This is a genomic window from Prosthecobacter sp. (assembly GCF_014879935.1).
Classification (GTDB): Bacteria; Verrucomicrobiota; Verrucomicrobiia; order Verrucomicrobiales; family Verrucomicrobiaceae; genus Prosthecobacter.
Genome location: NZ_JACSRD010000065.1, coordinates 1 through 24,339, shown reverse-complemented (window position 1 = coordinate 24,339; position 24,339 = coordinate 1). Strand labels below are relative to the sequence as shown.

The 24,339-nt window shown below is 61.5% G+C and carries 19 protein-coding genes; 11 read left to right on the top strand and 8 right to left on the bottom strand.

Annotation, left to right across the window (positions count from 1 at the left end; genetic code table 11):
- Window positions 1-762: 762 nt before the first annotated feature.
- Window positions 763-948, top strand: coding sequence for a hypothetical protein (locus tag IAE77_RS02525; protein WP_294221334.1), 186 nt, complete (start codon window positions 763-765; stop codon window positions 946-948).
- On the opposite strand, the gene IAE77_RS02520 is transcribed toward IAE77_RS02525, so the two are convergent.
- Window positions 938-1,780, bottom strand: a complete 843-nt coding sequence (locus IAE77_RS02520) for a class I SAM-dependent methyltransferase (protein ID WP_294221332.1) — start codon at window positions 1,778-1,780, stop codon at window positions 938-940. The genes IAE77_RS02525 and IAE77_RS02520 overlap by 11 nt on opposite strands.
- Before the next feature lie 87 nt (window positions 1,781-1,867).
- On the opposite strand from IAE77_RS02520, the gene IAE77_RS02515 reads away from it, so the two are divergent.
- The 3 genes from IAE77_RS02515 (at window position 1,868) to IAE77_RS02505 (ending at window position 6,024) form a co-directional block, all read left to right on the top strand.
- On the top strand, window positions 1,868-2,839 hold the full coding sequence (locus tag IAE77_RS02515) for a L,D-transpeptidase (protein WP_294221330.1): 972 nt from the start codon (window positions 1,868-1,870) through the stop codon (window positions 2,837-2,839).
- A 9-nt stretch (window positions 2,840-2,848) separates the two neighbouring features.
- The gene (locus IAE77_RS02510) at window positions 2,849-4,270 is read left to right on the top strand and encodes a M81 family metallopeptidase (protein ID WP_294221326.1); all 1,422 of its coding nucleotides are present in this window, start codon (window positions 2,849-2,851) and stop codon (window positions 4,268-4,270) included.
- 80 nt (window positions 4,271-4,350) lie between these two features.
- Window positions 4,351-6,024, top strand: a complete 1,674-nt coding sequence (locus tag IAE77_RS02505; protein WP_294221323.1) for a prenyltransferase/squalene oxidase repeat-containing protein — start codon at window positions 4,351-4,353, stop codon at window positions 6,022-6,024.
- Window positions 6,025-6,036: 12 nt separating this feature from the next.
- Here IAE77_RS02505 and purU read toward each other — a convergent pair whose 3' ends face one another.
- The 5 genes from purU to IAE77_RS02480 form a co-directional block, all read right to left on the bottom strand.
- Entirely contained in the window at window positions 6,037-6,891 is an 855-nt protein-coding gene (gene purU / locus IAE77_RS02500; protein ID WP_294221321.1) for a formyltetrahydrofolate deformylase, read from the bottom strand.
- A 69-nt stretch (window positions 6,892-6,960) separates the two neighbouring features.
- Window positions 6,961-7,752: a glutamate 5-kinase gene (proB, locus tag IAE77_RS02495; protein ID WP_294221318.1), complete on the bottom strand. Its 792-nt coding sequence runs from the start codon at window positions 7,750-7,752 to the stop codon at window positions 6,961-6,963.
- A 75-nt stretch (window positions 7,753-7,827) separates the two neighbouring features.
- On the bottom strand, window positions 7,828-8,844 hold the full coding sequence (locus IAE77_RS02490; protein ID WP_294221315.1) for a beta-ketoacyl-ACP synthase III: 1,017 nt from the start codon (window positions 8,842-8,844) through the stop codon (window positions 7,828-7,830).
- Window positions 8,831-9,853, bottom strand: coding sequence for a phosphate acyltransferase PlsX (gene plsX, locus IAE77_RS02485; RefSeq protein WP_294221312.1), 1,023 nt, complete (start codon window positions 9,851-9,853; stop codon window positions 8,831-8,833). The genes IAE77_RS02490 and plsX overlap by 14 nt, the downstream gene beginning before the upstream one ends.
- Window positions 9,854-10,012: 159 nt before the next feature.
- Window positions 10,013-11,074 carry a hypothetical protein gene (locus IAE77_RS02480; protein WP_294221310.1) on the bottom strand — a complete coding sequence of 354 codons (1,062 nt, stop codon included), beginning with the start codon at window positions 11,072-11,074 and terminating at the stop codon, window positions 10,013-10,015.
- Window positions 11,075-11,226: 152 nt separating this feature from the next.
- On the opposite strand from IAE77_RS02480, the gene IAE77_RS02475 reads away from it, so the two are divergent.
- From IAE77_RS02475 to IAE77_RS02465, 3 genes are read left to right on the top strand one after another with little or no spacing between them, the layout of a single operon-like run.
- Entirely contained in the window at window positions 11,227-11,520 is a 294-nt protein-coding gene (locus tag IAE77_RS02475) for a hypothetical protein (RefSeq protein ID WP_294221308.1), read from the top strand.
- A 53-nt stretch (window positions 11,521-11,573) separates the two neighbouring features.
- Window positions 11,574-12,299 carry a class I SAM-dependent methyltransferase gene (locus IAE77_RS02470; protein WP_294221306.1) on the top strand — a complete coding sequence of 242 codons (726 nt, stop codon included), beginning with the start codon at window positions 11,574-11,576 and terminating at the stop codon, window positions 12,297-12,299.
- 43 nt (window positions 12,300-12,342) lie between these two features.
- On the top strand, window positions 12,343-15,294 hold the full coding sequence (locus IAE77_RS02465) for a DUF1553 domain-containing protein (RefSeq protein ID WP_294221304.1): 2,952 nt from the start codon (window positions 12,343-12,345) through the stop codon (window positions 15,292-15,294).
- 294 nt (window positions 15,295-15,588) lie between these two features.
- Here the strand turns inward: IAE77_RS02465 and IAE77_RS02460 are convergent, their stop codons facing one another.
- Window positions 15,589-16,080 (bottom strand): hypothetical protein, encoded by a 492-nt coding sequence (locus IAE77_RS02460; RefSeq protein ID WP_294221302.1) that lies wholly within the window; start codon window positions 16,078-16,080, stop codon window positions 15,589-15,591.
- A gap of 53 nt (window positions 16,081-16,133) precedes the next feature.
- Window positions 16,134-17,420 (bottom strand): sulfatase, encoded by a 1,287-nt coding sequence (locus IAE77_RS02455; RefSeq protein ID WP_294221300.1) that lies wholly within the window; start codon window positions 17,418-17,420, stop codon window positions 16,134-16,136.
- A gap of 69 nt (window positions 17,421-17,489) precedes the next feature.
- Between IAE77_RS02455 and IAE77_RS02450 the strand changes: the two genes are divergently transcribed.
- The 4 genes from IAE77_RS02450 to IAE77_RS02435 all read left to right on the top strand — a co-directional run bounded on the left by IAE77_RS02450 (window position 17,490) and on the right by IAE77_RS02435 (window position 23,320).
- Entirely contained in the window at window positions 17,490-17,771 is a 282-nt protein-coding gene (locus tag IAE77_RS02450; RefSeq protein WP_294221298.1) for a hypothetical protein, read from the top strand.
- 111 nt (window positions 17,772-17,882) lie between these two features.
- The gene (locus tag IAE77_RS02445; protein ID WP_294221295.1) at window positions 17,883-18,185 is read left to right on the top strand and encodes a hypothetical protein; all 303 of its coding nucleotides are present in this window, start codon (window positions 17,883-17,885) and stop codon (window positions 18,183-18,185) included.
- Window positions 18,182-19,525, top strand: a complete 1,344-nt coding sequence (locus IAE77_RS02440; protein WP_294221293.1) for a radical SAM protein — start codon at window positions 18,182-18,184, stop codon at window positions 19,523-19,525. Before IAE77_RS02445 ends, IAE77_RS02440 begins: the two co-directional genes overlap by 4 nt.
- A gap of 312 nt (window positions 19,526-19,837) precedes the next feature.
- The gene (locus IAE77_RS02435) at window positions 19,838-23,320 is read left to right on the top strand and encodes a DUF4365 domain-containing protein (protein WP_294221292.1); all 3,483 of its coding nucleotides are present in this window, start codon (window positions 19,838-19,840) and stop codon (window positions 23,318-23,320) included.
- Window positions 23,321-24,339: the final 1,019 nt, after the last annotated feature.

Sequence of the window (24,339 nt, the reverse complement as noted above, 5' to 3'; positions counted from 1 at the left end):
GCTCATGCCGGGAGGGGGGCTTCGAAGGTCCCTGGCGCCGAGAAGCCAAAGACGAGCCCCCCGTGCTTCTGCCTCAGGGAAATCGCAATCCTCCCTGGGGTACAGGGTTCCGGGCAAAGCCTCGCCACGCCCGATGGGACGGTCCTGGTGGTTTGCCGCGCGATTCTGCGATCCGAGGGGATGAAAGCGTGGGCGGATGGGTGTCCAGACTGCAAGGAGGACAGCGGAAACGTTGCCGGGGGCGATCCCTTTTGAGATGGGAGAAGCAGCGGCCCGTTCGCGGGACATCCCTTTTCAGATGGGAGGAGCGGTGGCCGGTTCCCGAAACATCCCTCGGCGGATGGGATGAGGGTAGGCAAGGTCTGGCGCGATCCCATGTCAAAAGGGATTTGGACAGTTTGTGTCGCCGGCAATCCCAGCACGCTGGGGATTGATCCCCAGCGCAAAGGGATGTCGGCACTGGAGGTTTGGCGCAATCCCTTCGAAAAAGGGATGAAGACGGAAGCGGCGGAGCGGGGGCTCGGCTCGGTTTGGAGACATCCCTTTCAGAAAGGGATTACAGCGGCCACGAGGTCTCCGAATCCCTTATGAAAAGGGATCACGGCGGCCCTGAGGCGGAAGCATCCCTTGTGAAAAGGGATGAGATGACTCGGAGATTGCAGCCGTGCGGATCAACAAATCCTTGCTCCCTTTTAACAGGGGATTGCTCCGCAAACGGTTTTCCGCCTTGCTTTCACCGCGTCCGCGGGAGCCACCTTTGCCATGACGCGTCAGCTTTGCTTCCCGCCTCTCCATGCCGAGCAAAACCTCTGGCTGGAGCGTTTCAGCGGTGTGCAGCCGTCACTCGCCCCGGGGCTGGGACTGCGGGCGGCGCACGGGCCGAAGGGCGAGCCGGTGGTGGTGATCAAATCGAGCCGTCACGCCCCAGCCTGCCAGTTCAGCTTTTGAACCCTGCGAGACGCACGCCGAACAACCAGCGAAACGGCGGCTTCAGCGCGATCGCTTTGCGCAGGCTGTGAGGCAGCAGGCCGAGCAGATTTTCGAAGATCCTGGCCGTCCATGCCGGCAGGAGCATGAACTTGCCCCGGCCACCGAAGACGATGCGCACTTTGGCAAAACCGACCTGCCGGAACAGCGCCGCCAGATCACCGACGGTGTATTCCTTGAGGTGAAAGCCGGTCGCCTCGCGATCAAACGCGAAGCTGATGTCGTGCGGACCGGTCAGGCGGCTCGGCGTGATGCAGATGTAAACGCCGCCCGGCTTCAGCGCCGCATGCAGGCCACGCAGCTGATCCAGAGCATCGTCCGGATGCAGGTGCTCCATCAACTGGTTGCTGTAGGCCACATCCACACTTTCCGGTGGCACCGGAATGGAGCTGCCGTCGGAGATGACGAGCTGCAGATTCGCCGGCAGTTCGCGTTTCCGCGTGATCTCATCCGAAACATCGATGGCCAGGACGCTGGCGACTTCGGCAGCCACGGTTTTGGCGAATTCGCAGTCGCCAGGGCCAACTTCGAGGAAGACGGCGTCGCGTCTCAGAAAGGGGGCGACGATTTCCATCTTCTCAGCCACATCGGCGGCCAGACGTTCCGGTGAGGCCTTGTTGGTGTGCTGCGGGTGTTCCGGCACGCGTTTGAACAGCTCGTCATAGACCTCGGAGTAGAGCGTGCGGCGCTCCTGTTTCGTCGCGCGGCGCAGGCGGTCGGCCAGTTCGCGTTCGACGTCGTAGTGCTGCCGGAGTTGCTCTGGCGTGCGGGTTTCTGTGACAGTGACGGGCATGTGGTGGAGAAAGCTACGCGGCGGAGACGTTTCAGGCAAGGATTCGCGCCGCCTTGCTCATTCGCGGTGCTGAACTAGCATGCGCCGATGCTGAAACGACTGCTTTTCATCGCCCTGCTCGCCACGGCAGCCCGTGCGCAAGACCCGGGACCCGCCAAGGACGATCCCTCCGTCCCAAGGGATCGCGATTCGGTGCTGCGCATCCAGATCTTCCTCGATCGCCACCTGTTTGGCCCTGGCAAGATCGACGGTGCCGTCGGCGAGTTCACCTACAAGGCCGTCGTGAACTACAATTATGCCCACGGGCATCGCGACCTCTACAACTGGGCCCATGTGCAGGAGGCGGCGGAGCGCGAGGTGCCCGTGCCCTACGCGGCTTACAAGATCAAAGAGAACCTCCTGCCTTACGTGAATCCCAAGCTGCCCGAGGAGCCCGAGGAGCAGGCGAAGTTCTCCTTCATGGCCTACCGCAGCCTCGTTGAGCTCGTCGCCGAGCGGTTCCACACCGACGAAACCTTCCTGGCGCTGATCAATCCGCAAAAAAAAGTGGAGGCGCTGAAGCCCGGGGACATCGTCGTCGTGCCAAACGTGCGTTCCTTCCGCATCGAGGAAGTGAAGCCGATGCAGAGCTACAAGTCCGATCCCACGCTGAGTGCGCACACCATCGTGATCGACACAACGGAGCGCATGGCGGCGGTTTATGATGCCAAGGAGGCGATGCTGGCCGCGTTTCCGATCACGCCGGGCAAGCCGCAGTTCATTCCTGTGGGCCAGTGGGAGGTGAAGACCATCATGAACACGCCCAGCTTCCGCTACGACAAGCAGTTCCTGGAAGAAGGCGTGCGTGGCGACGAGGCGTATCAATTGCCGCCCGGTCCGAACAGCCCGGTGGGCATCATCTGGTGCGGCATCAGCAAATCAGGCATCGGCCTGCACGGCACCGCATTGCCCCGCACCATCGGTCGTGCTCGCAGCGCGGGCTGTGTGCGTTTTGCGAATTGGGACGCGATCCGACTTCCGCAACTCATCCGGCCAGGATCGCGGGTGATCGTGCGTTAATGTGCGGTCATGCCTCACATCCTCATCGCCGGACTTTTTCACGAAACGCACACCTTCCTCGATGGCTCCACGCCGTTGAGTGACTTCCAGGTCCGGCGTGGCGAAGAGATGCTGGCGTGCAAAGGCGACAGTTCGCCGCTCGGCGGCGTTTTGGAGGTCGCAGATGAGTTTGGCTGGCAGATCGTGCCTGCGGCCGATTATCGGGCACAGCCCTCGGCTATCGTGGAGGACGAGGTCATCGAACGATTCTGGAACGATGTGGGGCCGGTGGCTCAAAAGGGCGGCTACGATGCCATTTACCTCGTTCTTCATGGAGCGATGGCCTCCCAAGGCCTGCCGGATGTTGAAGGGGAGATTTTGCAGCGTCTGCGTTCGATCACGCAGGTTCCCATTTTTGGCGTCTTCGACCTGCACGCCAATTTTTCGCCGCAGATGGCCGCGCTGGCCGATGGTCTTGTCGGTTATCGCGAAAACCCGCACACGGATGCACGTGAGGCCGGTTTGATCGCGGCCCGGCTCCTGAACCGCTGCCTCACCACCGGCCAGCGTCCGCGCATGCAGCTCAAACAACCCGGTTTGCTCTGGCCGCCGACCGGAACCGGCACCGCGAATGATCCGATGCGCACGCTGGAGGCGATGGCGCGTCAGTTTGAAGGCGAAGATGAGTCGATTTGGGCGATGAGTGTCGTTGCTGGCTTCAGCTTTGCCGACACGCCGGACACAGGCGTGAGTTTTGTCGCCTGCACCACAGGGGATGCGACGCCACAGCTCGCAGCGCTCGACCAACGTGCGCGGGAACTCAGTCATCTGGCAGAGATCACCGATCCGCCTGCCGATGAGGTGTTGCAGCAGCTCAAGCCGCTTCCCGCAGGCCTGACGGTGCTGGTGGAGCCGTCCGACAACATCGGCGGTGGCGCTCCAGGTGACAGCACGGGACTGCTGCGGGCTTTGATCGAGCATCGCGTCGAAAACGCGGCCATCTGCCTCTGCGATCCGCAGTCGGTGCGTGAACTGGAAGCAGGTGCGCGGCGCATTCGGCTCGGCGGCAAAGGCAGCCGCCTCGATCCAGGGCCGGTGGAACTCGAGGTCGAATTGATCGCGCTCAACGATGGTCGTTTTGAACTGGAGGACAAAAACAGCCACCTCGCCAGCATGTGCGGCGACGTGTTCGACATGGGGCGTTGTGCCGTCGTGAAACATGCGGGGCTGACGATTCTCATCACCAGCGTGAAGACACCGCCCTTCGATCTCGGCCAGTGGCATAGTCAGGGCATTGCAGTGGAGAAACTGTCCGTCGTCGCCGTCAAAGCCGCCGTCGCTCATCGTCGTGCCTATGACAAAATCGCCGCCCGCATGCTGTGGGTGGACACACCAGGGCCGTGCAGCAGCAATCTGAAGTCGCTGCCGTTCAAACTGGCACGACGGGCGTGATCCGTGGTCACTTTTTGTCCGCTAATTTGATCCCAAGAGGAATGTCGCTCTGACGTCATGCCGCGTGACTCCACGCTGCCATGAACACACACGATCCTCGCTCGTCTTTGCCACCAAACTATCAAGTGCCACCCGGCTGGGAGCGATTTCAGCCAATGCCTGTCGTTGCGGAACCTGTGGTGCAGGCGGTCGTGCTGGAAGAAGCGCCGAAACCGGTGCCTGTTCAACGGAAGGCACCAGCGATGATGCGATTCTGGAGACAGATCGGCGGTGGATCATTGCTGATGAGCATCGGCGTGCATGCGCTGGTGCTGTTTCTCGCAGGGGCGGTCATCATCGGCAGTCAGGTGATGCGACCGCCGCCTGATTTCATTCCCGCAGGCCGCACCCAGGCGGGTGAAGAAGCGACGCGTGCCTTGACGGAGCGTGTGCGGGTGAAACATCAAGCGGCGCTGGCCAAACGTCAGCCTGCCTCACGCATCGTGGTGGAGGGTCCGGGAGGATTCGATCTTCCAGAGGCCGGACCCGCTGTTTTGCCGGAGGCGAATTCGGGATTCGCCGCTGCGGGAGGAAGGCTCAGTTCAGTATCTGCCGGGATCGGCCTCGGGAGTGGAACCGGCATCCATGGCACTGCGGCTTCGCGATTTCTGGCAGCGCTGCCGAACGTATTCGGTTCCCGCTGCTCGGATCAAAGCCGGCTCGAAAAGCTACGGCAAAACGGAGGCACACCTGAATGCGAGCTGGCGGTGTCTCGTTCGCTGGAATGGCTGAAGTCGCAGCAGAACGCGGATGGTTCCTGGGGACGCACGAACAAGGCGGCGATGACCGGGCTCACCTTGCTCTGCTTTCTCGGCCGCTGTGAGACGCCGGATTCGCCATTTTACGGCGACGATGTGCGCAGCGGCATGCTCTATCTTGTCGAACTGGCCCGGAAGAACCCGCACGGCCTGCTGTCGGAGACTCCGCAATCGAATCAGGCGACCTACGAACACGGCATCGCGACTTATGCGCAGGGGGAGATGTATTCCTTCTATCGGCTGGGCAACAGCAGCCTGCCGGGACTTCGTGAGAGCTTTGAGAAAGGCGTGAAGCTCATCATCGACCATCAAAACAAGCGCGGGGCCTGGAGCTACGGTGGAAAGGACGCAGGAATGCCGCACGCTTACAACAAGGAGAGCGGAGGCGAGGATTTGTCGGTCACCGGCTGGCAGTTTCAGGCGCTGAAGGCGGCGAAGCATTCCGGTTTGAAGATCGCTGGTCTGGATGATGCGATTCAGCGCTGCTGCGACTATTTGGAAACGAAGCAGACGAAGGATGGCGGCTTCGGCAAAACGAACCGTGACGAGCATTACAACCAGTGGAGCCTCACCGGCTGCGGTGTGCTGGGCTTGCAAACGCTGGCGAAGAACAAAACGACGCCGGTGAAGAAGGGCATCCGCTTCCTGCGCGAGTTCCTGACCGCCGAGCCGCTCGATTGGGAGCGGAACTGCAATCTCTACTGCTGGTATTACTACACGCAGGCCTTCTTCCAGGCTGGAGGGGATGACTGGAGGTTCTACAACGCGCAATTCCTGCCGCAGGTGCTCGGTGCGCAGCAGGCGGACGGTTCGTTCAAGCGTGGACGGCCCAATTGGCCCGCTGGCGATGCGGCGGATGCGATTTACCGCCAGTGTCTCTGCACGCTGCAGCTCGAAGTTTATTATCGTTACCTCAAAGTCGCTGATCGCGGTGAGGAGTCGATTTTTGAGCAGTGAAGTGAGCCGGGATCAATCGAAGACGACGGTCTTGTTCTTGAAGACCAGGACCCGATCGCGGACGTGCCACCACAGGGCTTTGGCGAGGACAGTCTTTTCCAAGTCGCGGCCGAGACGGACGAGGTCGTTCACGGTGTCCTCGTGGCTGACACGCATGACGTCTTGATGAATGATCGGGCCTTCGTCGAGATCGGCGGTGACGTAGTGGCTGGTGGCGCCGATGATCTTCACGCCGCGTTGAAAGGCCTGATGGTAGGGCTTTGCGCCCACGAAGGCGGGCAGGAAGCTGTGGTGGATGTTCAGGATGCGGTTCGGAAACTCGGCGATCATCGCAGAGCCGATGATCTGCATGTATTTGGCCAGGACGACGGTGTCGATGCGCTCCTGCTTGAGCAAAGCGATCATCGCCTGCTCCTGCGCGGCCTTGTTGTCCTTGGTGATGGCGAAATGACGGAAGGGGATGCCGAATCGTTCGGCGGCCGGCTTCAAGGTCTCGTGATTGGAGACGATAACAGGGATGTCCACCGGCAGTTCGCCAGCCTCGTGGCGGGCGAGGAGGTCGTAGAGGCAGTGATTCTCTTTCGTGACGAAAAGAGCGATGCGTTTGCGCTGGCTGGCGAAGCTGAGGCGCATCTGCATGTTGTGCCGGCGGGCCATGGGCTGCAATCGCGCCTCGATCTCCTCTTTTTCGAGCGTGAAGTTCTCCAGGCTCCATTCCAAACGCATGAAGAACGCGTCCTGATCCGGGTCGATGTGCTGCTGGAGGTCGATGATGTTGCCCTGATGCGACGAGATGAAGCCCGTGACGTCATGCACGAGTCCGGGGCGGTCCGGGCAATGGATCAGAAGCGTGGCGGTGTCGGACATGTCGATGTTCAAAGTTTCAGGTTTGGTCTCGTGTGACTCGGCAAGTTCTTCGCGCAAAAGCTTGAAACCTTAAACTTGAAACTTGGAACTCGTCGCGGCCGGAAAACGGGTGCAGATGCCTTCGCCGTTGATCAGGGAAGGGATCTGTTCGGCGTGGCGGCCGGAGGCGATGATGCATTCGACGCCGCCATGCACGGCGTCTTGAACCGCGCGGAGTTTGGAGATCATGCCGCCAGTGCCGAGGGTGGATTTTTCCTGCTCGGCGTGGTGGATGACGTCATCGACGTTCGTGACGACAGGAATCGGTCCTTCCTCGGGCTTTTTCATGTCGCGCAGCAATCCGGGGGCGCTGGTGAGCAGGATGAGCACGTCGGCGTTCCAAAAGCGGGCGACGCGGGAGGAGAGCTTGTCGTTGTCGCCGTAGCGCAGTTCCTCGACGGCGACGGAGTCGTTCTCATTGATGACGGGCACGACCTGGGAGAACTCGATGAGGCGGTCAAGCACCGCTTTGACACGCGGGGCGCGGTCGGCGTTCTCAAAGTCCTCATGCGTGACGAGCAGCTGCGCGACGTGCAGTCCGTGGTCGCGCAGCAGCGACTCGTAGGCGTGCATGAGATGCGTCTGGCCCACGGCGGCGAGCGCCTGGAGGGTGATCATGTCGGAAGGGCGCTGCTTGAACTCCATGGGCTTCAAGCCGGAGGCAACCGCACCACTGCTGACGACGACGACGGCATGCCCGGCCTGTTTGAGCAGGGCCACGGCCTCCACGAGTTTGCGCAACTGCACCGGATCCGGCTCAGGCGCGTCTTTGCGCGTGAGGATGCCGGAACCGAATTTGAGAACGATGCGCTTGGATGCCATGGGTCAGGAACGAGGGGCGGCGAATATGGCGGGATGCGCTGCTATGCAAAGCGCAAATCCGGCCCGCCGCGTCGATCACCAACGCACGACGGAACTGGCCCAGGTGAAGCCGCCACCGAAGGCGACGAGCAGGATCACATCGCCTTTTTTGAGGCGGCCGGCCTTGTTTGCCTCGTCGAGGGCGACGGGGATCGTGGCGGCGCTGGTGTTGCCGTATTTGTCCAGGTTCATGAACACGCGTTCTGGCGGCAGTCCGAGGCGTTCAGCTATGGCACCGATGATGCGGGCGTTCGCCTGATGCGGGATGACCAGCGCCACGTCCTCAGTTTTCAATCCGGCGATCTCCAGGGCCTGCTGGGAGGCCTCCAGCATGCGGGTGACGGCGTGTTTGAAGGTCTCGCGGCCTTCCATGTGGATCGTGTTCGGGCGGGATTCGACGTTCTCGGGCGTGATCGGGCAGAAAGACGCTCCGCCGGGCACCTTGAGCAGATCGGCGAGGTTGCCATCGCTGCCCATGACGGTGGAAAGCACACGGCCGGGGGCGTCGGTGCTCTCATCGGCACGGCGGATGACCACAGCGCCCGCACCATCGCCGAAAAGCACGCAGGTGTTGCGGTCCTTCCAGTTCACGAGACTGGTGAGTTTTTCAGCGCCGATGACCAGCGCGGTGGTGCGGTTGCCAGTGTTGATGAAGTGGCGTGCGACCTGCAGCGCATACAGGAAGCCGGAGCAGGCGGCCGCGACATCGAAGCACACGGCATTGTTCGCGCCGATCTTCTTCTGCACAAAGCAGGCGGTGGAAGGGAAGAACATGTCCGGCGTGACCGTGGCGACGATGATGAGCTGGATTTCCTCCGGTGATACACCCGCAGCGGCCATGGCGCGGCGGGCGGCCTCGGCGGCGAGATCGCTGGTGGCCTGATCTGCGGCGGCCATGCGGCGCTCCTTGATGCCGGTGCGTGTGGTGATCCACTCGTCGGAGGTGTCCACGATCTTCGAGAGATCGTCGTTCGTCAGCACTTTTTCCGGCATGTAACTGCCGGTGCCGATGATGCTGGAGGCGCAGAAGGGCTGGGAACTAGGCGTGGGCATGGATGGCGATGGAATGGGCGGTGGCGGCGGCCTCGATGTGCGGATTCACCTGATGTTTGATGGACTCGCAGGCCTGACGGATGGCGTTTTTCATGGCATACGGCGATGCGCTGCCATGGGAGATGATGGTGATGCCGTTGAGGCCCAGCAGCGGCATGCCGCCGACCTCGTCGGGGTTGGTGCGATGGTGGACGCGTTTGAAGGCCGGTTTGGCCAGCAGGCCGCCCATCTTGGTCCAGAAGCCGGATTTGATCTCGCTCTTGACCATGCTGAAGATGGCGTGGGAAAGGGCCTCGGCATTCTTCAAAACGACATTGCCGGTGAAGCCGTCGCACACGACCACATCGGGTGGCGTCTCCCACACGTCGTGTCCTTCGACGTTGCCGATGAAATTGATCCCCGGCGTGTGGCGCAGCAGCTTGCTGCTCTCTTTGCAGAGGGCGTTCCCTTTCTCCTCCTCGGTGCCGTTCGACATGAGGCCGACGGTCGGATTGTCCCGGCCGAGGACATGGCGGGCGAAGGCGCTGCCCATGATCGCGTTCTGCACGAGGTGCTGCGGTTCGCTGTCGGGATTCGCCCCGGCATCGATGAGCACCCAGTGTTTCGTCAGCGAAGGCATGATCGACGCGATGGCTGGCCGCTCGATGTGGCGCAAGGTGCGCATCTTGATCAGGGAGGCGGTCACGGCGGCTCCGGTGTGGCCGGCGCTGACGACGGCGTCAGCCTTGCCATCCTTCACGAGGTCCACGGCGCGGCTGATGGAGCTGTCCTTCTTCTTGCGCACGGCGTCGAGGCCGCTGTCGGACATGTCCACGATCTGGCTGGCCGGAACGATCTCCAGCTTGGGGCTGGAGACCCCTTGGGCGCGCAATTCCTTCTCGATGGCCTCGGGAATGCCGACCAGGAAAAGCTTTTCGAGCGCGGGGAGGGATTCGAGGGCGAGTTTGACGCCGCCGATGGGATTTTGGGGGGCGAAATCGCCGCCCATGACATCCAGAGCGATCTTCATGCCTGCGTGGTCGGGTGGGTCTTCAAGAGTAGCGGGAGCGCTGCTTTAAAGCGTGCGAAAGCGGGAATGCAAACGGGACTTTTCCAGCCCTGACTGCCTCAAAATGAAGCCGGAGACACGCATGGCGCATCTCCGGCTCCGGAACGGTTTGGAGGCGCTTTAGTAAACGCCTTCGACGATGGTCTTCTCCATCGCGCCGAAGGGGCGGACGTCAGCCACGCCATCCCACGCATACGGTGCGCGAGGTTTGCGGCGCATGGCCTCATCACGCTCAAGGAAACGCGGCATGAAGAACTCCTTCGTGAGCGTGGTGAGCTCCACGCGGCCCCAGGCGTCGTAATCGACGGTGTTGTTCGTCGCTTTCGGATCGACGATGCGCAGCACGGCACGCGGCTGCGGGGCGTAGTAGGTGATGGAGAAATTATCGGACGGCTCCAGCGGCACGCTGGCGGCGAGACCCATCAAGGTGTTGCCGTAGGTCGGGTAGAAGCCGATTTTGCCTTCGAGCACTTCTTCCACGATGAAGCGCACATACTGCGGCGTCATGGTGGTGCCGCCGACGAAGCAACCGCGGATGCCAGCGGAATACAGATCGACCTTCTCAGCGAGCGCTTCGAGCAGCTTCGGCGTGGTGAAGATGGCGGAAATCTTGCGATTCTTCAGCAGCAGCACGGCCTGATCGACCACGTGATCCATGTATTGGCGAGCCACATCGAACTGCTTGTTCGAAATGACCTTCTTCACGAAGCGCGGGTCGAGATCGACGAAGTAGCAGGAACTGCCGCGATAGTTCGCGAGATGCTCCACGGCGAGGCGCAAGCGACGCGGACCAGTCGGGCCGACCATGATCCAGCTCTGGCCCTTCGGGAAATGCTCGTCCTTGAGCTTGTGGCTGAATTCCTCGTAATCGACGCGGAAGTCGTTCCAGCCGACGCGCTGCTTCGGCATGCCGGTGGTGCCGCCGGTTTCGAAAATGTTGAAGGGCTTGCCTTCGAAGGCTTTCGGCACCCAGACCTCGGGCTGGAGGTCACGCAGCCACTCGTCCTGGAAGTGGTCAAACTTCGCGATGATGTCCTCGTAGCTGTTCACCACGCCGCGCGGGTCGAAATTCTTCTTCGCCCACTCCAGCCAGAACTGGCAGCCGGTTTCCGGCGAGAAGTGCCAGTTGATGATTTCACGGACCTGGTTGTCGAGCTGGGCTTTGGCTTCTTCGGGAGTCATGGATGATCTGGGATTGAGGGCGGGGAGTGTGAAAAGGGCGGCAGGAAACGAAAGTGAAAACGCATCCCTTTCTACGCACAGGCATCCGGTCAGGATGGACTTTCCATCGGAGCCGATTTCTGGCATTCTTGCCGGGTCAGATGCACCTCATCATGAAAACACGATCCTTCCTCCTCGCCAGCCTGTGCCTGGTCTCGCTGTCCTCCTGCTACGTCACGCCGATGGCACCGGTCGCGCCACGTGCCCGCAGCCCTTACAGCCCAGGCGGCCGGGCCATCCTCCCGGGCGAATTGAGCCCCCGCAGTCCCTACAGCCCGGGCGGCCGGGTGGTGCTGCCGCGTGAGGCACGCCGCGTCCACCATCGCGGCGGTGTGTACTACACGCATCGCGGCATGTGGTATCGTCCGCATGGCGGCGGCTACGTCGTGTGTCCGCGTCCGTATTAAATCTGCGATGGGAAACTGGCAGGCGGGCTGAATGATGCTCTCATGCGGCCCGCATGCTTGAAAAGCCCCTGGTGAACGCCCCGCCCGCGCAGGACGACGAAACGGCCTTGTTTCGCAAGTCCTGGACGCTCTACGACGCCCTCTCCGAGAAGAACTACATGTTCCATCGCGAGATTTACCAGCTCGTGGAGGAGTTGCTGAAGCAGCGGCACCAACAGGGTCCCTGCCGCCTGCTGGATCTCGGCTGTGGAAACGCCCGTTTCCTGGCTCCCTGTCTCCGGGCCGCGCCGCCCGCCACATATCATGGCGTCGATCTCTCCGCCTCGGCGCTCGACGAGGCACGCGACTACCTCAGGGAGGTCGCCAGCGTGACCTTGCATCACAAAGACATGCTGCGGGCCGTGGAGGAGGTGGATTCGGCCTTCGACATCATCTTCACCGGCTTTGCGGTGCATCACCTCGATTCAGCGGCCAAACAGCGCCTGTTTCACGCCTGTGCTGCCAGACTGGCCGCAGGTGGCAGCTTGATCATGGTCGATGTGGTTCGCGAGGAACGCCAGAGCCGGGAACAGTATCTCGAAGGCTACCTCGGAACCATGCGGAGCGAATGGACCGCCGTGCCTCCTGATGAACTCGCCCAGGCCTGCGCTCACGTGGCGGCCTACGATTTCCCGGAGACGCTTTCTGATCTCATGACCATGGCACAAAAGGCGGGTTTGGCGCGAAGTGAGGTCGTGGGGCGCTTTGTGCAGCATCACGTGCTGGTCTTCAGGCCCTGAAAGAGCTTCCGCAGGCGGCTCGTTAGCGTTCGCACTCTCCTGCATGATCCAACGCGCACTCGTTTTCGCCCTCTCCAGCGCCGCCGCTGTCTCCGCTGCGGACACGACGCATTTTGAGCAGCGCATCCGGCCGTTGTTGATCGAGAACTGCATCGAATGCCACGGGCCAGACAAGCAGAAGGGCGGACTGCGGCTCGATTCGCGCGGAGGATGGCAGACGGGCGGTGATTCTGGCCCGGCGGTCGTTCCTGGAAAGCTGGATCAGAGCAAGCTCTGGCACGCGGTGAGTTATCTCGACCGCGACCTGAAGATGCCGCCGAAGCGGAAGCTGAAGGACAGCGAGATCGCCGATCTGAAGCTGTGGATCGAAGGCGGCGCACCCGATCCGCGTGAAGAAGTGGCTGCCTCCGCCGCGAAATCGAGATCCGTGCGTGCTGACGGCAGTTTCTGGTCCTTCCAGCCACCAAAGCTCGTCGATCCTCCTGCGGTGAAGGACACAGCCTGGCCTGCGAATGGCATCGACCGTTTCATCCTGGCCAAACTGGAGCAGAATGGCCTCAAACCCGCGCCAGATGCGGAGGCGGGCACGTTGCTGCGCCGCCTGTCCTTCGATCTCACCGGTCTTCAGCCGACGGCGGACCATCAGACAACCAGACAATCAGACAAGGATAAGGGCGCGAATGGCTCGGTCTCATCGTCTCCCCATCTGACGGTCTCATCGTCTGACTACGAAAAGACGGTGGACGCCCTTCTCGCCTCCGACGCCTTCGCTGAGCGCTTCACCTCCCACTGGCTGGACATCACGCGATTCGCGGAGTCGAGCGGTGGTGGACGTTCGTTGCCGTTCAAGGACGCGTGGCGCTTCCGTGACTACGTGCTGGAATCGATTCGCGAAAACGCGCCCATCGACCGCATGATCACCGAGCAGCTCGCGGGCGATCTCATGCCGTATGAAAACGCCGCGCAGCGCCGCCGCCAGCTCACCGCCACCGGCTTCCTCGCTCTCGGGCCCACCAACTACGAGGAACAGGACAAAGGCATGCTGCGCATGGACATCGTCGATGAGCAGCTCGACACCATGGGCCGCGCCTTCCTGGGCATGACCATCGGCTGCGCCCGCTGCCACGATCACAAATTCGATCCCATCTCCACCCGCGACTACTACGCGCTGGCGGGCATCCTGCGCAGCACGAAGACGTTGCGGAACTACACGGACAACGTCGCCCACTGGATCGACACGCCGTTGCCGCTCGATGGCGAGGCGGAAACGCAGATGCTGCAATACGAGAAGGAAGTCGGTGCCCTGAAGGAGCAGATCGCCGCGCTGAAGGACGACCTGCGCGACGCCGGCAGTGCTGAACTGCGCAGCAAAAAGACCATCCGCCCGGCCGACTTGCCAGGCATCGTCGTTGATGACACCGAGGCGCAAAAAGTCGGCTTCTGGAAGCTCTCCACCCATTTTGGCCCCTTCATCGGAGACAGCTACGTGAGCGACAACAACGAGGCCAAAGGCGAGAAGACCATCACCTTCACACCGAAGCTGCCGAAAGCCGGTCGCTACGAGGTGCGTGTGGCCTTCAATGCCGGCCCGAATCGTGCCGAGAGCGCCACCGCCACTGTGCTGCACGCGGATGGCGAGGATCTGAAGAGCTTCAAGCTCGCCACGGGCAACCTCAATGGCCTGCAATTCGCCTCCCTCGGCACCTTCCGCTTCGAGGCGAACGGCCAGGGCTTCGTTTTGATCACCAATGCGGCCTCACAGGGCTACGTGACTGTCGATGCCGTGCAATTCCTGCCTGTGGGAGAGGCGGCCGGGGAAACCGCTGTCGCCGCCGAGTCGGGCAAGGAGAAGGTGATCAAACAGAAGCTCTCGGAACTCGAAAAACAGCTCAAGCAATTGCAGAAAGGGAAGTCGGAACGGGCGGAGGCCATGTCCGTGGCCGAGGACGAGGCACCGGAAGACGCGAAGATACACATTCGCGGCAGCATCCGGAATCTCGGTGCCAGCGTGCCGCGCGGCTTCATCCAGGCCGCCATGAAGCCGGGGGCGCCCGTCGTGCCTGCGAGCGCCAGCGGACGCCTGCAACTCGCCCAGTGGATGACCTCGCGCGAGCATCCGCTCACCTCGCGGGTGATGGTGAACCGCGTCTGGCACTGGCTCTTCGGCGCCGGCATCGTCCGCACCACGGACAACTTCGGCTCCACCGGTGAGCTGCCCAGCCATCCTGAGCTGCTCGATTATCTCGCGGTCAAGTTCATGGAGGACGGCTGGAACCTGAAGCGCCTCGTGAAGGAGATGGTCATGTCGCGGACCTATCGCATGAGCAGCGCAGAGCTAAGAGCGAAGGGCAGGGGGTCCCAATCCCGCGAAGCGTCTGACTCCACGCCCTCCGCCCTTGGCGCTTCGCTCGATCCCGACAACCGCCTGCTTTCGCACATGAACCGCAAACGTCTCGATGCCGAATGCATCCGTGACGCCATGCTCGTCGCCTCGGGCACCTTGGAGCGCAGCTTCGGCGGTCCGGGAGTCCAGGCCACGGCGGTCGATGCGAACGACCAGAAGATTCAGAACCTCGAATACGGCTACACCTTCAGCGACACGCGGCGCAGCGTTTACACCGCCGCGTTTCGCAACGTGCGACATCCGCTGTTCGAAGTCTTTGACTTCGCCGACATCAACCAGCCCATCAGCCAGCGCACGACCAGCACCGTGGCCACGCAGGCGCTGTTCCTCATGAATTCGCCCAAAGTCATCGAGCAGGCCCGTTCCGCGGCCGATCTCGTGCTCAAAGCGGCGGACGACACGCCCAAGCGCATCCAGATCGCCTTCGAGAAATCGCTTCAACGTCCGCCCGGCGACAAAGAAGCCGCCCAGGTGCGCGAATTCCTCGAATCCAGCCAGTCCGGCAACGCGACGGCGGAAGAGACGCGTGATCTGTGGGCCAGGTTCATTCAGACGCTGTGGGCAACGCCGGAGTTCCGCTTCTTGAATTGAGGCGGGCGGTTTGGGCTGTGTTGGGGAGCCTCCATCGTTGCTTGTGCCGCAGGGTGGCACTCGTTTCGTAGCCCGGCCTTTCAAGGCCGGGTTGTCAGGCATCACCTTCTTGTCGCCTCAGCCCGCGTCGCAGGGCGACGCCCGAACCCGACCTGTGGAATGCGCAGGTTCCCGTGTCGCTCTACGACGTGGAGCGCGTGCGAAAGCTGCAGGCTCTCAAGTTCCCGGCCTTGAAAGGCCTGGCGACCCCACGTCGGCCGCTGCGCGACTTTCACACAGGTTTTCAAACACGGCTCAACTGCCCTCGTGGTCGTTGGGATGTGACGGTGGATGCTGCTCTGCCCCCGACTCTGGAAAACGCCGGTGCATCAGCGCGGTGTACTTTTCCACCAAGTCCTCGTCGCCAAGCTGACGGGCTGAATCGAGCAGTTCCACATAAGCGTCACGTTCCTGCGGATGGAACTCGATGATGTTCTCATATTGAGCCACCGCCTCCTCGAATCGCAGCTCCCTGCGGTAACGTCTTGCCAGCGTGTAGGACAGCGGCGGCTTCTTGAAGCGGTCCGAGGGATAAAACAGGTTCGCGAACGGTTTGGCGATCTGCTCCGCCAGCCAGTAGGCAGTCTCGGGCGCGATCAGCAGCACCACGGTCACAAACGACACCATGCTCAGGATCACCGGCCCCGCCGCGCCCATGCCGGCCATCTTGAACGCGGCCTTCATCAGCCAGATGCTGGCCAGCAGGCACAGCGCGGCCAGAATCCAGCGTGTTCTCAAAAAGCGCATGAAGACGAAGTAATCAGCGCCGGGAAACCTTCAAGCGGCGGGTGCTCCGCGCCTCACGGCTTCCACCACGCGTCCAGTTTGGCGCTGAGCGTCTTCACCTTGTCCGCATTCTCGGCAGCGAGGTTCTTTTCCTCGGTCGGATCGGCTTTGAGGTCGTAGAGCTCGATGACGTCATCGGGTTGATTGGCTTTATTCGGAACGATGAGTTTGTCGTGGCCATCGACGATCCAGCGCCACCGCAGGCTGGAGGCGGGGACGTTCAGATCAACGAAGTTGTGCGTGAAGCACTCGCCGTAGATCGCCTTGCGGGTGCTGACGGCGGCTTCGTCGAGCAGGTTGATGCCGGGCATGGCCTTCGTCGGCTCCAGGCCCACGGCTTTGAGGAGCGTGGGCACCAGATCGATCGACTGGGCGAGTTCGTCGGACATCTTCGGCCGCACTTTGCCCGGCCAGCGGATCATGATGGGCGAGCGCAGGCCGCCGTCATACTGGCTTTGCTTCGACTTTTCGGCGTAGCGGCCGGTTTGCGGGTTGGTGATCCAGCCGTTGTCGCTGACATAGACGAAGATGGTGTTCTCCTTCATGCCGTTGTCATCGATGTGCTTCACCAGTTCGCCACAGGTCTCGTCAAACCAGTCCACCATGGCCCAATACTTGGCGATGTGGAGGCTCGGGGTCTTGTCCTTGTATTTGTCCAGCAGACGCTGCGGGGGAGTGTGCGGATCGTGCGGCATCATGGGCGCATACCAGACGAGGAAGGGCTTCTGCTGCTGCTTCGCCTCGCTGATGAAGTCATAGACCGGCTGCATCGTCTTGCGGCCGATGTCCAGGCCCTTGTCGCCGTGGCGGCCGCCTTCGGTCATGCCATGGGTGAAGCCGCCGCGGGAGTAGTGCTTCTGCCACCACTTGCCGGTTTGCAGGCTCAGGTAGCCCTTCTGCTTCAGCATCGTCGGCAGGGTGCCGGCTTCTTCGAGGTGCTTGCTCATCACCTCACGTCCGGCTTCGAAGGCCGGCCCTTTGGCCAGGCCCTTTTTCTTCCCGGATCCTGGTGTGAGGGGCGGGTCGTTGCTCGTCACCTTGTGCTGATGCGGATAGAGACCGGTGATGATCGTCGCCAGGCTGGGGCAGCACAGGCTGCTGGTCACGTAGCCGCGGCGGAAGGTGAGGCTTTCGCTGGCCAGCCGGTCGAGATTCGGCGTCTGCACGACTGGGTGGCCCATGAAGCCGTAATCGCTCCACAAATGATCGTCCGAGATGATCATGACGATGTTTGGCGGTGTTTCGGCTGCGGAAACGAGCAGCGGCAGGGCCAGCAGGGAAAGGAAGAGTCGGCGGATCATGAGGCGCTGGTGAACGAACGTGCGCGAAAGCATCTTGCCACGAGAAGTGACCGGTCATTGAATGCCAGGATGGACGAACACACGACGCAGAACCCGCCACCGCATGGCGGCTGGTGGTTTGCCTGGATCGGCTCCATCCTGATCGCTTCGTTTTCAGGGGTGCGGGTGTTGTTTGGCAGTGAACTGAGCGCCGTGGTGTTTCTGGCTGGCATTGTCCTGCACCTTGTTTCCAGCATGAAGCTCTCAAGCAACGTCAAGGGATGCTGGCTTCCAGCCATGCTCTATCTTGGAGGCTGGCTGCTGATGGCTGTGATTGCTTCCCTGGGTTGTGTCATGAATGCTCCTTACTGATGGCTGTTTTGGCAGGGTGACGGAGGCTTGTTCGTTCGAGCGCAGTCTTTTGCGTGTCCGTCTGATGGAATGCATCTTGCATGATCCTCCGTTCACGATTGAATCAGCGCCATGAACGAAAACAGCGCACAACCTGATGCCGGAAGAGCTCCGTGGTGGTTTGGATGGCTTCTTGCCACCGTGGTGATTCCAGGAGCCACGTTTGGCCTGATGATCTCCGATTCAGTCAAGTCGGAGGTCGTGTGGGGCGGCATCGGGCTGGTGGTCTTCGTCCTGCACATCCTATCCAGCGTCAAACTGGGGCGTGGGAAGTCGGGCTGGCTGACGGTGGGGCTGCTCTTCGGCGGCTGGGTGCTCATGCTCGTCTCGGTGTTCGTCGGCTGCCTTGCGGTCGTCTCCCTTTCTCCGCAATGAGCGCCAGCCTGCTCAAACGCACCACCTCACGCTGCCCGCAGTGCCACGCACCGTGCCCGGCCACGGTGGAGCAGGTCGATGGCAAGGTGTTCATGAAACGCCGCTGCATCGCCCATGGCGAGTTCAGTGCCTGCATCGCCAGTGATGCGCGATTCTACTGGCTGGCCCAGGGGAAGGAGGAGAACCGCTGCTGCTCGGGTGGCGCTTGTTGCGATGCCACGGGGAAAAGCGCGGGCACTTTGGGCCGCAATGCGGAGGGAAGGGGAGCAAATCCCATCGAGACGCTCTCCACCTGCCTCGCCCTCATTGAGATCGTGAACTCCTGCAATCTCGCCTGCCCCACGTGCTACGCGGACTCGCCTGTCGGCATCGGCTCAAAGCTGGATGCGGTGCCCGTCGCTGACATCCAGGCACGGATCGACGGCGTGATCGCCCGCAAAGGAAAGATCGAGATCCTGCAGCTCTCCGGCGGCGAGCCAACGCTGCACCCGCAACTGGCCGACCTCTGCCGCTGGGCGAAGCAGCACGAGAAGATCGACTTCCTGCTGATCAACTCCAACGGCGTCCGTTTCGCCAGGGAGCCGGCGCTTTGCCAGGAACTCGGTCAGATCTTCCAGACCGGCGGTTTGCAGGTCTATTTGCAGTTCGACGGCCTTCAAGAAGCCGGCCACAAGGCGCTGCGCGGAGCCGATCTGCGCGAGGTGAAGCGCCAGGCGCTCGCCAACCTCGCTGCCGCGAACATTCCCGTCACGCTGGCGATGACCGTGACGCACGACAACCTCACGCATCTCTGGGAGACGATCCGTTTCGGCCTCAACGATCCCAACATCCACGGCATCACCTTCCAGCCGGAGTTCTTGAGCGGACGCAATCAAGCGCCCGGTGGCAAGCAGCGGCTGAACACCGCCGACATCCTGCTCGCCACCGTGGAGCAGTCGCAGGGCGGTCTGCGCTTCGAGGATTTCACCCCGCTGCCCTGTGGCGATCCGAACTGCGCCACCATCGGCTATCTCATCCGTCGTGAGGATCAGGTCTGGCATGTCAGCGACTTCCTCGACTTCACCAAGCTCCAGGGCTTCCTGCACGACAAGATTCATTACACGCTCGAAGACCTCGCCCAGTGCGGTTGCGAGAACCAGCCGCTGGGCGAGCTGCTCAAGACCCTGGAAAAGACCCGCAGCATGGCCTTCCGCCTCATGGTGAAGCCCTTCATGGACGCCTGGACCTGGGACGAGGACCGCATCGACCGCTGCTGCACCCACGTCATCCGGCCGGATGGCAAGCTCGACTCCTTCTGCCGCTACTACTCCGGCTTTCCGGATGCCCAAGGGGCGCTGTGATCCCTCGCCGCAGTGAAGGCATGCCTGGACCGGGTGTGGAACCAAAAGGCAAACGAGCTGGCGAAGCAAAGTCGTCCTCTCGCTCCGCGAGAGGAACTCCGCGTGTGGCTGGCAGAACGGTTGCCCCGATCCGCATGACGCAGGTGTCATCGGGCCACCTTGGCTCATCTCGACGGAGCGAGACGGCCACTTTGCTGGCGCACCGTTCGCAGCCCCAGATGGTTTTCAAACACGACTTGGCTCGAAGGGCGAAGAAGGGTTGCCATTCCCATGCCGTTTCGCTTTCATGGCCTGCGTTAACGCAGCTCCCTCATGCCTGACGACCCTTCCTTCGCCTACGACGTCTTCCTCAGCTACTCGTCGAAAGACAAGCCCATCGTCCGTGACATCGCCGAGCGATTGGAGAAGGACGGGGTGAAGGTGTGGTTCGATGAATGGGTGCTGCCCCAGGATGAACTCAGAAGGCTGGAAGCTGAGTCTGCAGTTCATCCTTCATCATTCAGCCTTCATCCTTTGTTTGAGGAAGGGCTGGAGCGCTCGCGCGTGCTGGTGCTCTGCATGTCGGCGAATGCGTTCGGCTCGGACTGGGCGCAGTTGGAGTCCGGCACCTTCCGCTTTCGCGACCCGCTGAACAAGGAGCGCCGCTTCCTTCCCCTGCGCCTCGACAACGCCCCCATCAAAGGCTCCCTGGCGCAATTCCTTTACATCAACTGGCGACCGGCGGAGCGCGAGCTGGAGTATGCGAAGCTGGTTGAAGCCTGCCATTCTTCCACCAAACTAGAGGTTCCTGGTTTGCAGGCAGGGCTTCGAGCAAAGACCGGGAGCAGTTTTGAGTCTGGAATCGGTATAAGGACCCAAGCGATAGCCTTTCGTCATGATGGAAAGTATGTGTGTGTGGGTTCTGATGACGGCTCTGTGAGGCTGTGGGATATCGAAACCGGCCAGATGAGGAAAACGTTCACAGGTCATACTCAAGCTATTTGGAGCGTGCTATGGAGCAGAGATGGAAAGCATATTTTCTCGGGTGGTATGGATAGCATCATACGACTCTGGGATACTGCCACAGGGAAATGCATTCGCTCATTTGATAAAGATATTGGATCCATAAGAGGAATGAGCTTGAGCTCAGATGACAGCGTTGTGCTCTCTGTTTCAGAAGACTCAGATGTGCGGATTTGGGACGTACAAACTGGTCGTCGTCTCAACTTGCTAAAAGGTCACCAGAAGGAGCTATGTCGCACTGATGTTAATTTTGATAGCAGCCGCGTGGCATCGAGCTCCTTCGACGGCAGCATCAAAATCTGGAATATTGAATCAACGCATTGTTTACAGACGCTAAAAGCAGAAGCTGGAGCTGTTTTTGCTTTAGCGTTTAGTCCTGATGCCCGCTGGGTTCTTTCCGGCTCAACGAATGGCGTAATTCGACTATGGAATGCCGATGACGGACGCTGCCTTCGGGTTTTTGAGGGTCATACACACAGCGTTAACGATGTGTCATGGAGCTCAGATAATAAGCACGCTCTTTCTTGTTCCGATGATCAAACTGTAAGGCTTTGGGATGTACAAACAGGGCGATGTGTGAATGTTTTCAAAGACCATGTGGTTGGGGTAATCACTGTGGCGTGGAGCGACAACGGACGCCGCGCTTTTTCCGGCGACCAAAGGGGCGGCATCCGGGTATGGGACTTGTCGGAATTCGTCACCGAGGCGCGAGCACTGAGAGTCACAGTGCCCGTCTTGCCGCTTGCGCCGGACCAAGTCCAATATACGAACGCCAAAGTCCTGCTCGTCGGCGAGAGCGGTGCGGGCAAAACGGGGCTTTCCAAGCGGCTGGCTTTGAATGACTGGCATCCCAGCGACTCGACGGTCGGCGCGTGGGCGACGCAGTGGAAGCTGCCGGTGGCGGCCGGGAAAGGCGTCGAGCGGGAAATCTGGCTATGGGATTTCGGCGGGCAGGCGGATCAGCGGCTGATCCACCAGCTTTACATGGACGAAACCGCGCTGGCGGTGCTGGTCTTCGACGGCCAGAAGGAAGACCTCTTCGAGACGTTGGGCCAGTGGGACCGCGATCTCACGCGTGCCGCGCGCAAGGAGTTCGCCAAGCTGCTGGTCGCCGGGCGCGTGGATGCCGGCGGCCTGCGCGCCAGCCGGAGCGAGGTGGAGAAGTTTGCGACGGAGCGCAAGTTCCGGGGCTTTCTGGAAACGAGCGCGAAGAGGAACCTGGGCTGCGAGGATCTCAAGCAGGCTATCCTAGACGCCATCCCGTGGGATGAGCTTCCCTGCCGCACGACGGAGGTGCTTTTCAAGCGGCTCAAGGAGGAGATCATCGCGCTCAAGGATGAAGGCCGGGTGCTGATGCGCTTCAACGAACTGCGAGAGACGCTGCAACTACGGCTGTCCGGCGAATTGGCGCGGTTTGCCGACGAGGAACTGCGCGCGGTGCTGACGCTGTTGGCTGGGCCGGGCGTGGTGTGGGAGCTGTCGTTCGGCAGTTGGGTGCTGCTCCAGCCGGAGCGCATCAACGCCTACGCGCAGGCCGTCATCCGGACGTTGCAGGCGGACGAGCATCAGCGCGGCTGCCTGATGGAGGAGCGGGTGCTGAAGGGCGACCTGATGTATGAGTCGTCCATGATGCGGCTGGAAGGCGACGAGGAGCGGTTCGTCCTGCTGGCCATGCACCAGACGCTCGTGGAGCGCGGCCTTTGCTTGCGGCAGCCGACGACGCAGGGCAATCTGCTCGTCTTTCCCAGCTACTACCGGAAGGAGCGGCCGGACATCGTGCAGTATCCGGCGGTGCAGGTGAACTATCGCTTCACGGGATTCCTCGACGAGCTTTATGCCACGCTGGTCGTGCGGCTGCATCACAGCGACGCGTTCGAGCAGGACGAGCTGTGGCGTTACGCCGCCGATTTCAAGACGAACGCCGGGAAGCAGCTCGGCATCAAGCTGACGCGGCGCGCACCGGGTGTGGGCGATCTGGAGGTGTATTTCGACCCGGCGGTCGCGATGGAGGAGAAGATCATCTTCAGCAAATACGTCCACGAGCACCTGCTCCAGCACGCACGCGACGTGGAGCGGCTGCGGCATTATGTCTGCCCGGAATGCGGCACGCCTGTGGGCAATCGCGAGGTGGCGATGAAGCGGCTCAACGAGTGGCTAAATGGTCGGCCACCGGAGACACCCGATGGATTTCGTCTGCGCAGCGACGCTGCCAATCCGCCCACCATCATCTGCGTGGGCTGCGAGCAGCGGGTGCCGCTCTGGGATGAGATGGAGCAGTGCTTCGCCAGCCCGGAGATTCAGCAGCGGGTGCGCGACATGCAGGAAGAGGCGAATCTCGAACTGGATAACGAGAGTAAGGAACGGGCGCTGGTTGGCGAGGTCATCTCAACAGTGGCCCTGGCGGCGCAGATCAGTCGCGAGAAGAACGTGAGCGACCATGGCATCGACATGGAGATCGAGTTCAAGGACGACGCGCACGAAGCGACCCACTGCTTTATTTTCCTGCAATTGAAGTCAGGCGATTCCTACACACGAAAACGGAAGAAGGACGGAACGGAGGTCTTCACCATCAAGGACGAGCGTCATGCCCGCTACTGGATGGCGTCTCCATTCCCCGTGCTGCTGGTCATCCGCAATTCCGAGGGCGAAGTCCGCTGGATGGAAGTGCGCGACTATCTGAAGCGGGCGAGCGAGAATGGGGCGAAACCGGTGAAGCAGATCGTCTTCGAGGGCGAGCGCTTCGATGTGATGAGTGTGCGGCGTTGGCGGGACAAGATTCTTGGTGGCGGGTGAATCATCCCCGGTGAGGGGCGATGCGCGGAAGCAGGGGGGCGGCGGCACGAGCTATCGTTGCATCTCCGTGGCCCGACCGTCCACCGAGTGGCACATCCGCTGTCGTCAGCCCGCCCAAGGTCAGTCCGATCCCAAGCCTGGTCTGACCATCGGCTCAGGATCGTTCGCTGAGCCGAACGGCAGGTCGGGTGGCTGTGCACGGGTGTTTTCCGCGCCCAAACCCAGGTGCCGGAGCTTCAGAAAACTCTTTTCCGGGGGAAGGGGAGGGTGGCGATTCTAGAGACAACAGTCTTCTGGAGGAAAGGGAGAGTCCCCCGGGGCTGGAAAAGAGTTTTCCGGAGGGTGTCCAGGTTGCCGCCCCCTTGGAAAAGAGTTTTCCGGCGTGTTGGCCGTTGGGCGACCCGCTGGAAAAGAGTTTTCCAGGCCCTGGCACTTTCCCCACCGGCCAAAAAAGAGTTTTCCAAGGGGTGGACCCTTGGGGGACCTGCCGGAAAAGAGTTTTCCAGCGTGGAGTCAGATGAGACACCCCTCAGAAAAGAGTTTTCCGGCGTGTGAGCACCTGGGTCACCCTGCGGAAAAGAGTTTTCCAAGGTCGCCGGACTCTCCTTTCCCTCCAGAAAACTATTGTCTCTAGAATGGGGTGGCGCGTTTCCCGGCGCAAAGCCTTGATATTGAGGCATGGCAGGGGGGGGCTGGTGGCATGGCTTCGCCACCCTTTGGGGCAGTTGCGGCTGGCTATTTGCCTTGAGGTGGTCTTCGATCCGAGGTGATGGTCCATGCCCGCCAGCTCCGGAGGTCTGCCCTCCGGCGAAACATGAGAGGTGGGTCGCAGCGCGTCGCCTGGGTTCATGATGCAGGCCATCAAAGCTCCATGACCAGGGTCACCCCCTCGAAGGCCTCGCCCAGTGCGGTTGCGAGAACCAGCCGCTCGGCGAACTGCTAAAGACCCTGGAACAAACCCGCAGCATGGCCTTCCGCCTCATGGTGAAGCCCTTCATGGACGCCTGGACCTGGGACGA

Bases quoted from the DNA above. Each gene is read 5' to 3' on its own strand.
- IAE77_RS02525 (WP_294221334.1), top strand. From the start codon at position 763: ATGACGCGTCAGCTTTGCTTCCCGCCTCTCCATGCCGAGCAAAACCTC.
- IAE77_RS02460 (WP_294221302.1), bottom strand. From the start codon at position 16,080: ATGCGCTTTTTGAGAACACGCTGGATTCTGGCCGCGCTGTGCCTGCTG.
- purU (WP_294221321.1), bottom strand. From the start codon at position 6,891: ATGTCCGACACCGCCACGCTTCTGATCCATTGCCCGGACCGCCCCGGA.
- IAE77_RS02490 (WP_294221315.1), bottom strand. From the start codon at position 8,844: ATGCCCACGCCTAGTTCCCAGCCCTTCTGCGCCTCCAGCATCATCGGC.
- proB (WP_294221318.1), bottom strand. From the start codon at position 7,752: ATGGCATCCAAGCGCATCGTTCTCAAATTCGGTTCCGGCATCCTCACG.
- plsX (WP_294221312.1), bottom strand. From the start codon at position 9,853: ATGAAGATCGCTCTGGATGTCATGGGCGGCGATTTCGCCCCCCAAAAT.
- IAE77_RS02510 (WP_294221326.1), top strand. From the start codon at position 2,849: ATGCCTCACATCCTCATCGCCGGACTTTTTCACGAAACGCACACCTTC.
- IAE77_RS02435 (WP_294221292.1), top strand. From the start codon at position 19,838: ATGCCTGACGACCCTTCCTTCGCCTACGACGTCTTCCTCAGCTACTCG.
- IAE77_RS02520 (WP_294221332.1), bottom strand. From the start codon at position 1,780: ATGCCCGTCACTGTCACAGAAACCCGCACGCCAGAGCAACTCCGGCAG.
- IAE77_RS02515 (WP_294221330.1), top strand. From the start codon at position 1,868: ATGCTGAAACGACTGCTTTTCATCGCCCTGCTCGCCACGGCAGCCCGT.
- IAE77_RS02450 (WP_294221298.1), top strand. From the start codon at position 17,490: ATGGACGAACACACGACGCAGAACCCGCCACCGCATGGCGGCTGGTGG.
- IAE77_RS02455 (WP_294221300.1), bottom strand. From the start codon at position 17,420: ATGATCCGCCGACTCTTCCTTTCCCTGCTGGCCCTGCCGCTGCTCGTT.
- IAE77_RS02440 (WP_294221293.1), top strand. From the start codon at position 18,182: ATGAGCGCCAGCCTGCTCAAACGCACCACCTCACGCTGCCCGCAGTGC.
- IAE77_RS02470 (WP_294221306.1), top strand. From the start codon at position 11,574: ATGCTTGAAAAGCCCCTGGTGAACGCCCCGCCCGCGCAGGACGACGAA.
- IAE77_RS02480 (WP_294221310.1), bottom strand. From the start codon at position 11,074: ATGACTCCCGAAGAAGCCAAAGCCCAGCTCGACAACCAGGTCCGTGAA.
- IAE77_RS02475 (WP_294221308.1), top strand. From the start codon at position 11,227: ATGAAAACACGATCCTTCCTCCTCGCCAGCCTGTGCCTGGTCTCGCTG.
- IAE77_RS02445 (WP_294221295.1), top strand. From the start codon at position 17,883: ATGAACGAAAACAGCGCACAACCTGATGCCGGAAGAGCTCCGTGGTGG.
- IAE77_RS02465 (WP_294221304.1), top strand. From the start codon at position 12,343: ATGATCCAACGCGCACTCGTTTTCGCCCTCTCCAGCGCCGCCGCTGTC.
- IAE77_RS02505 (WP_294221323.1), top strand. From the start codon at position 4,351: ATGAACACACACGATCCTCGCTCGTCTTTGCCACCAAACTATCAAGTG.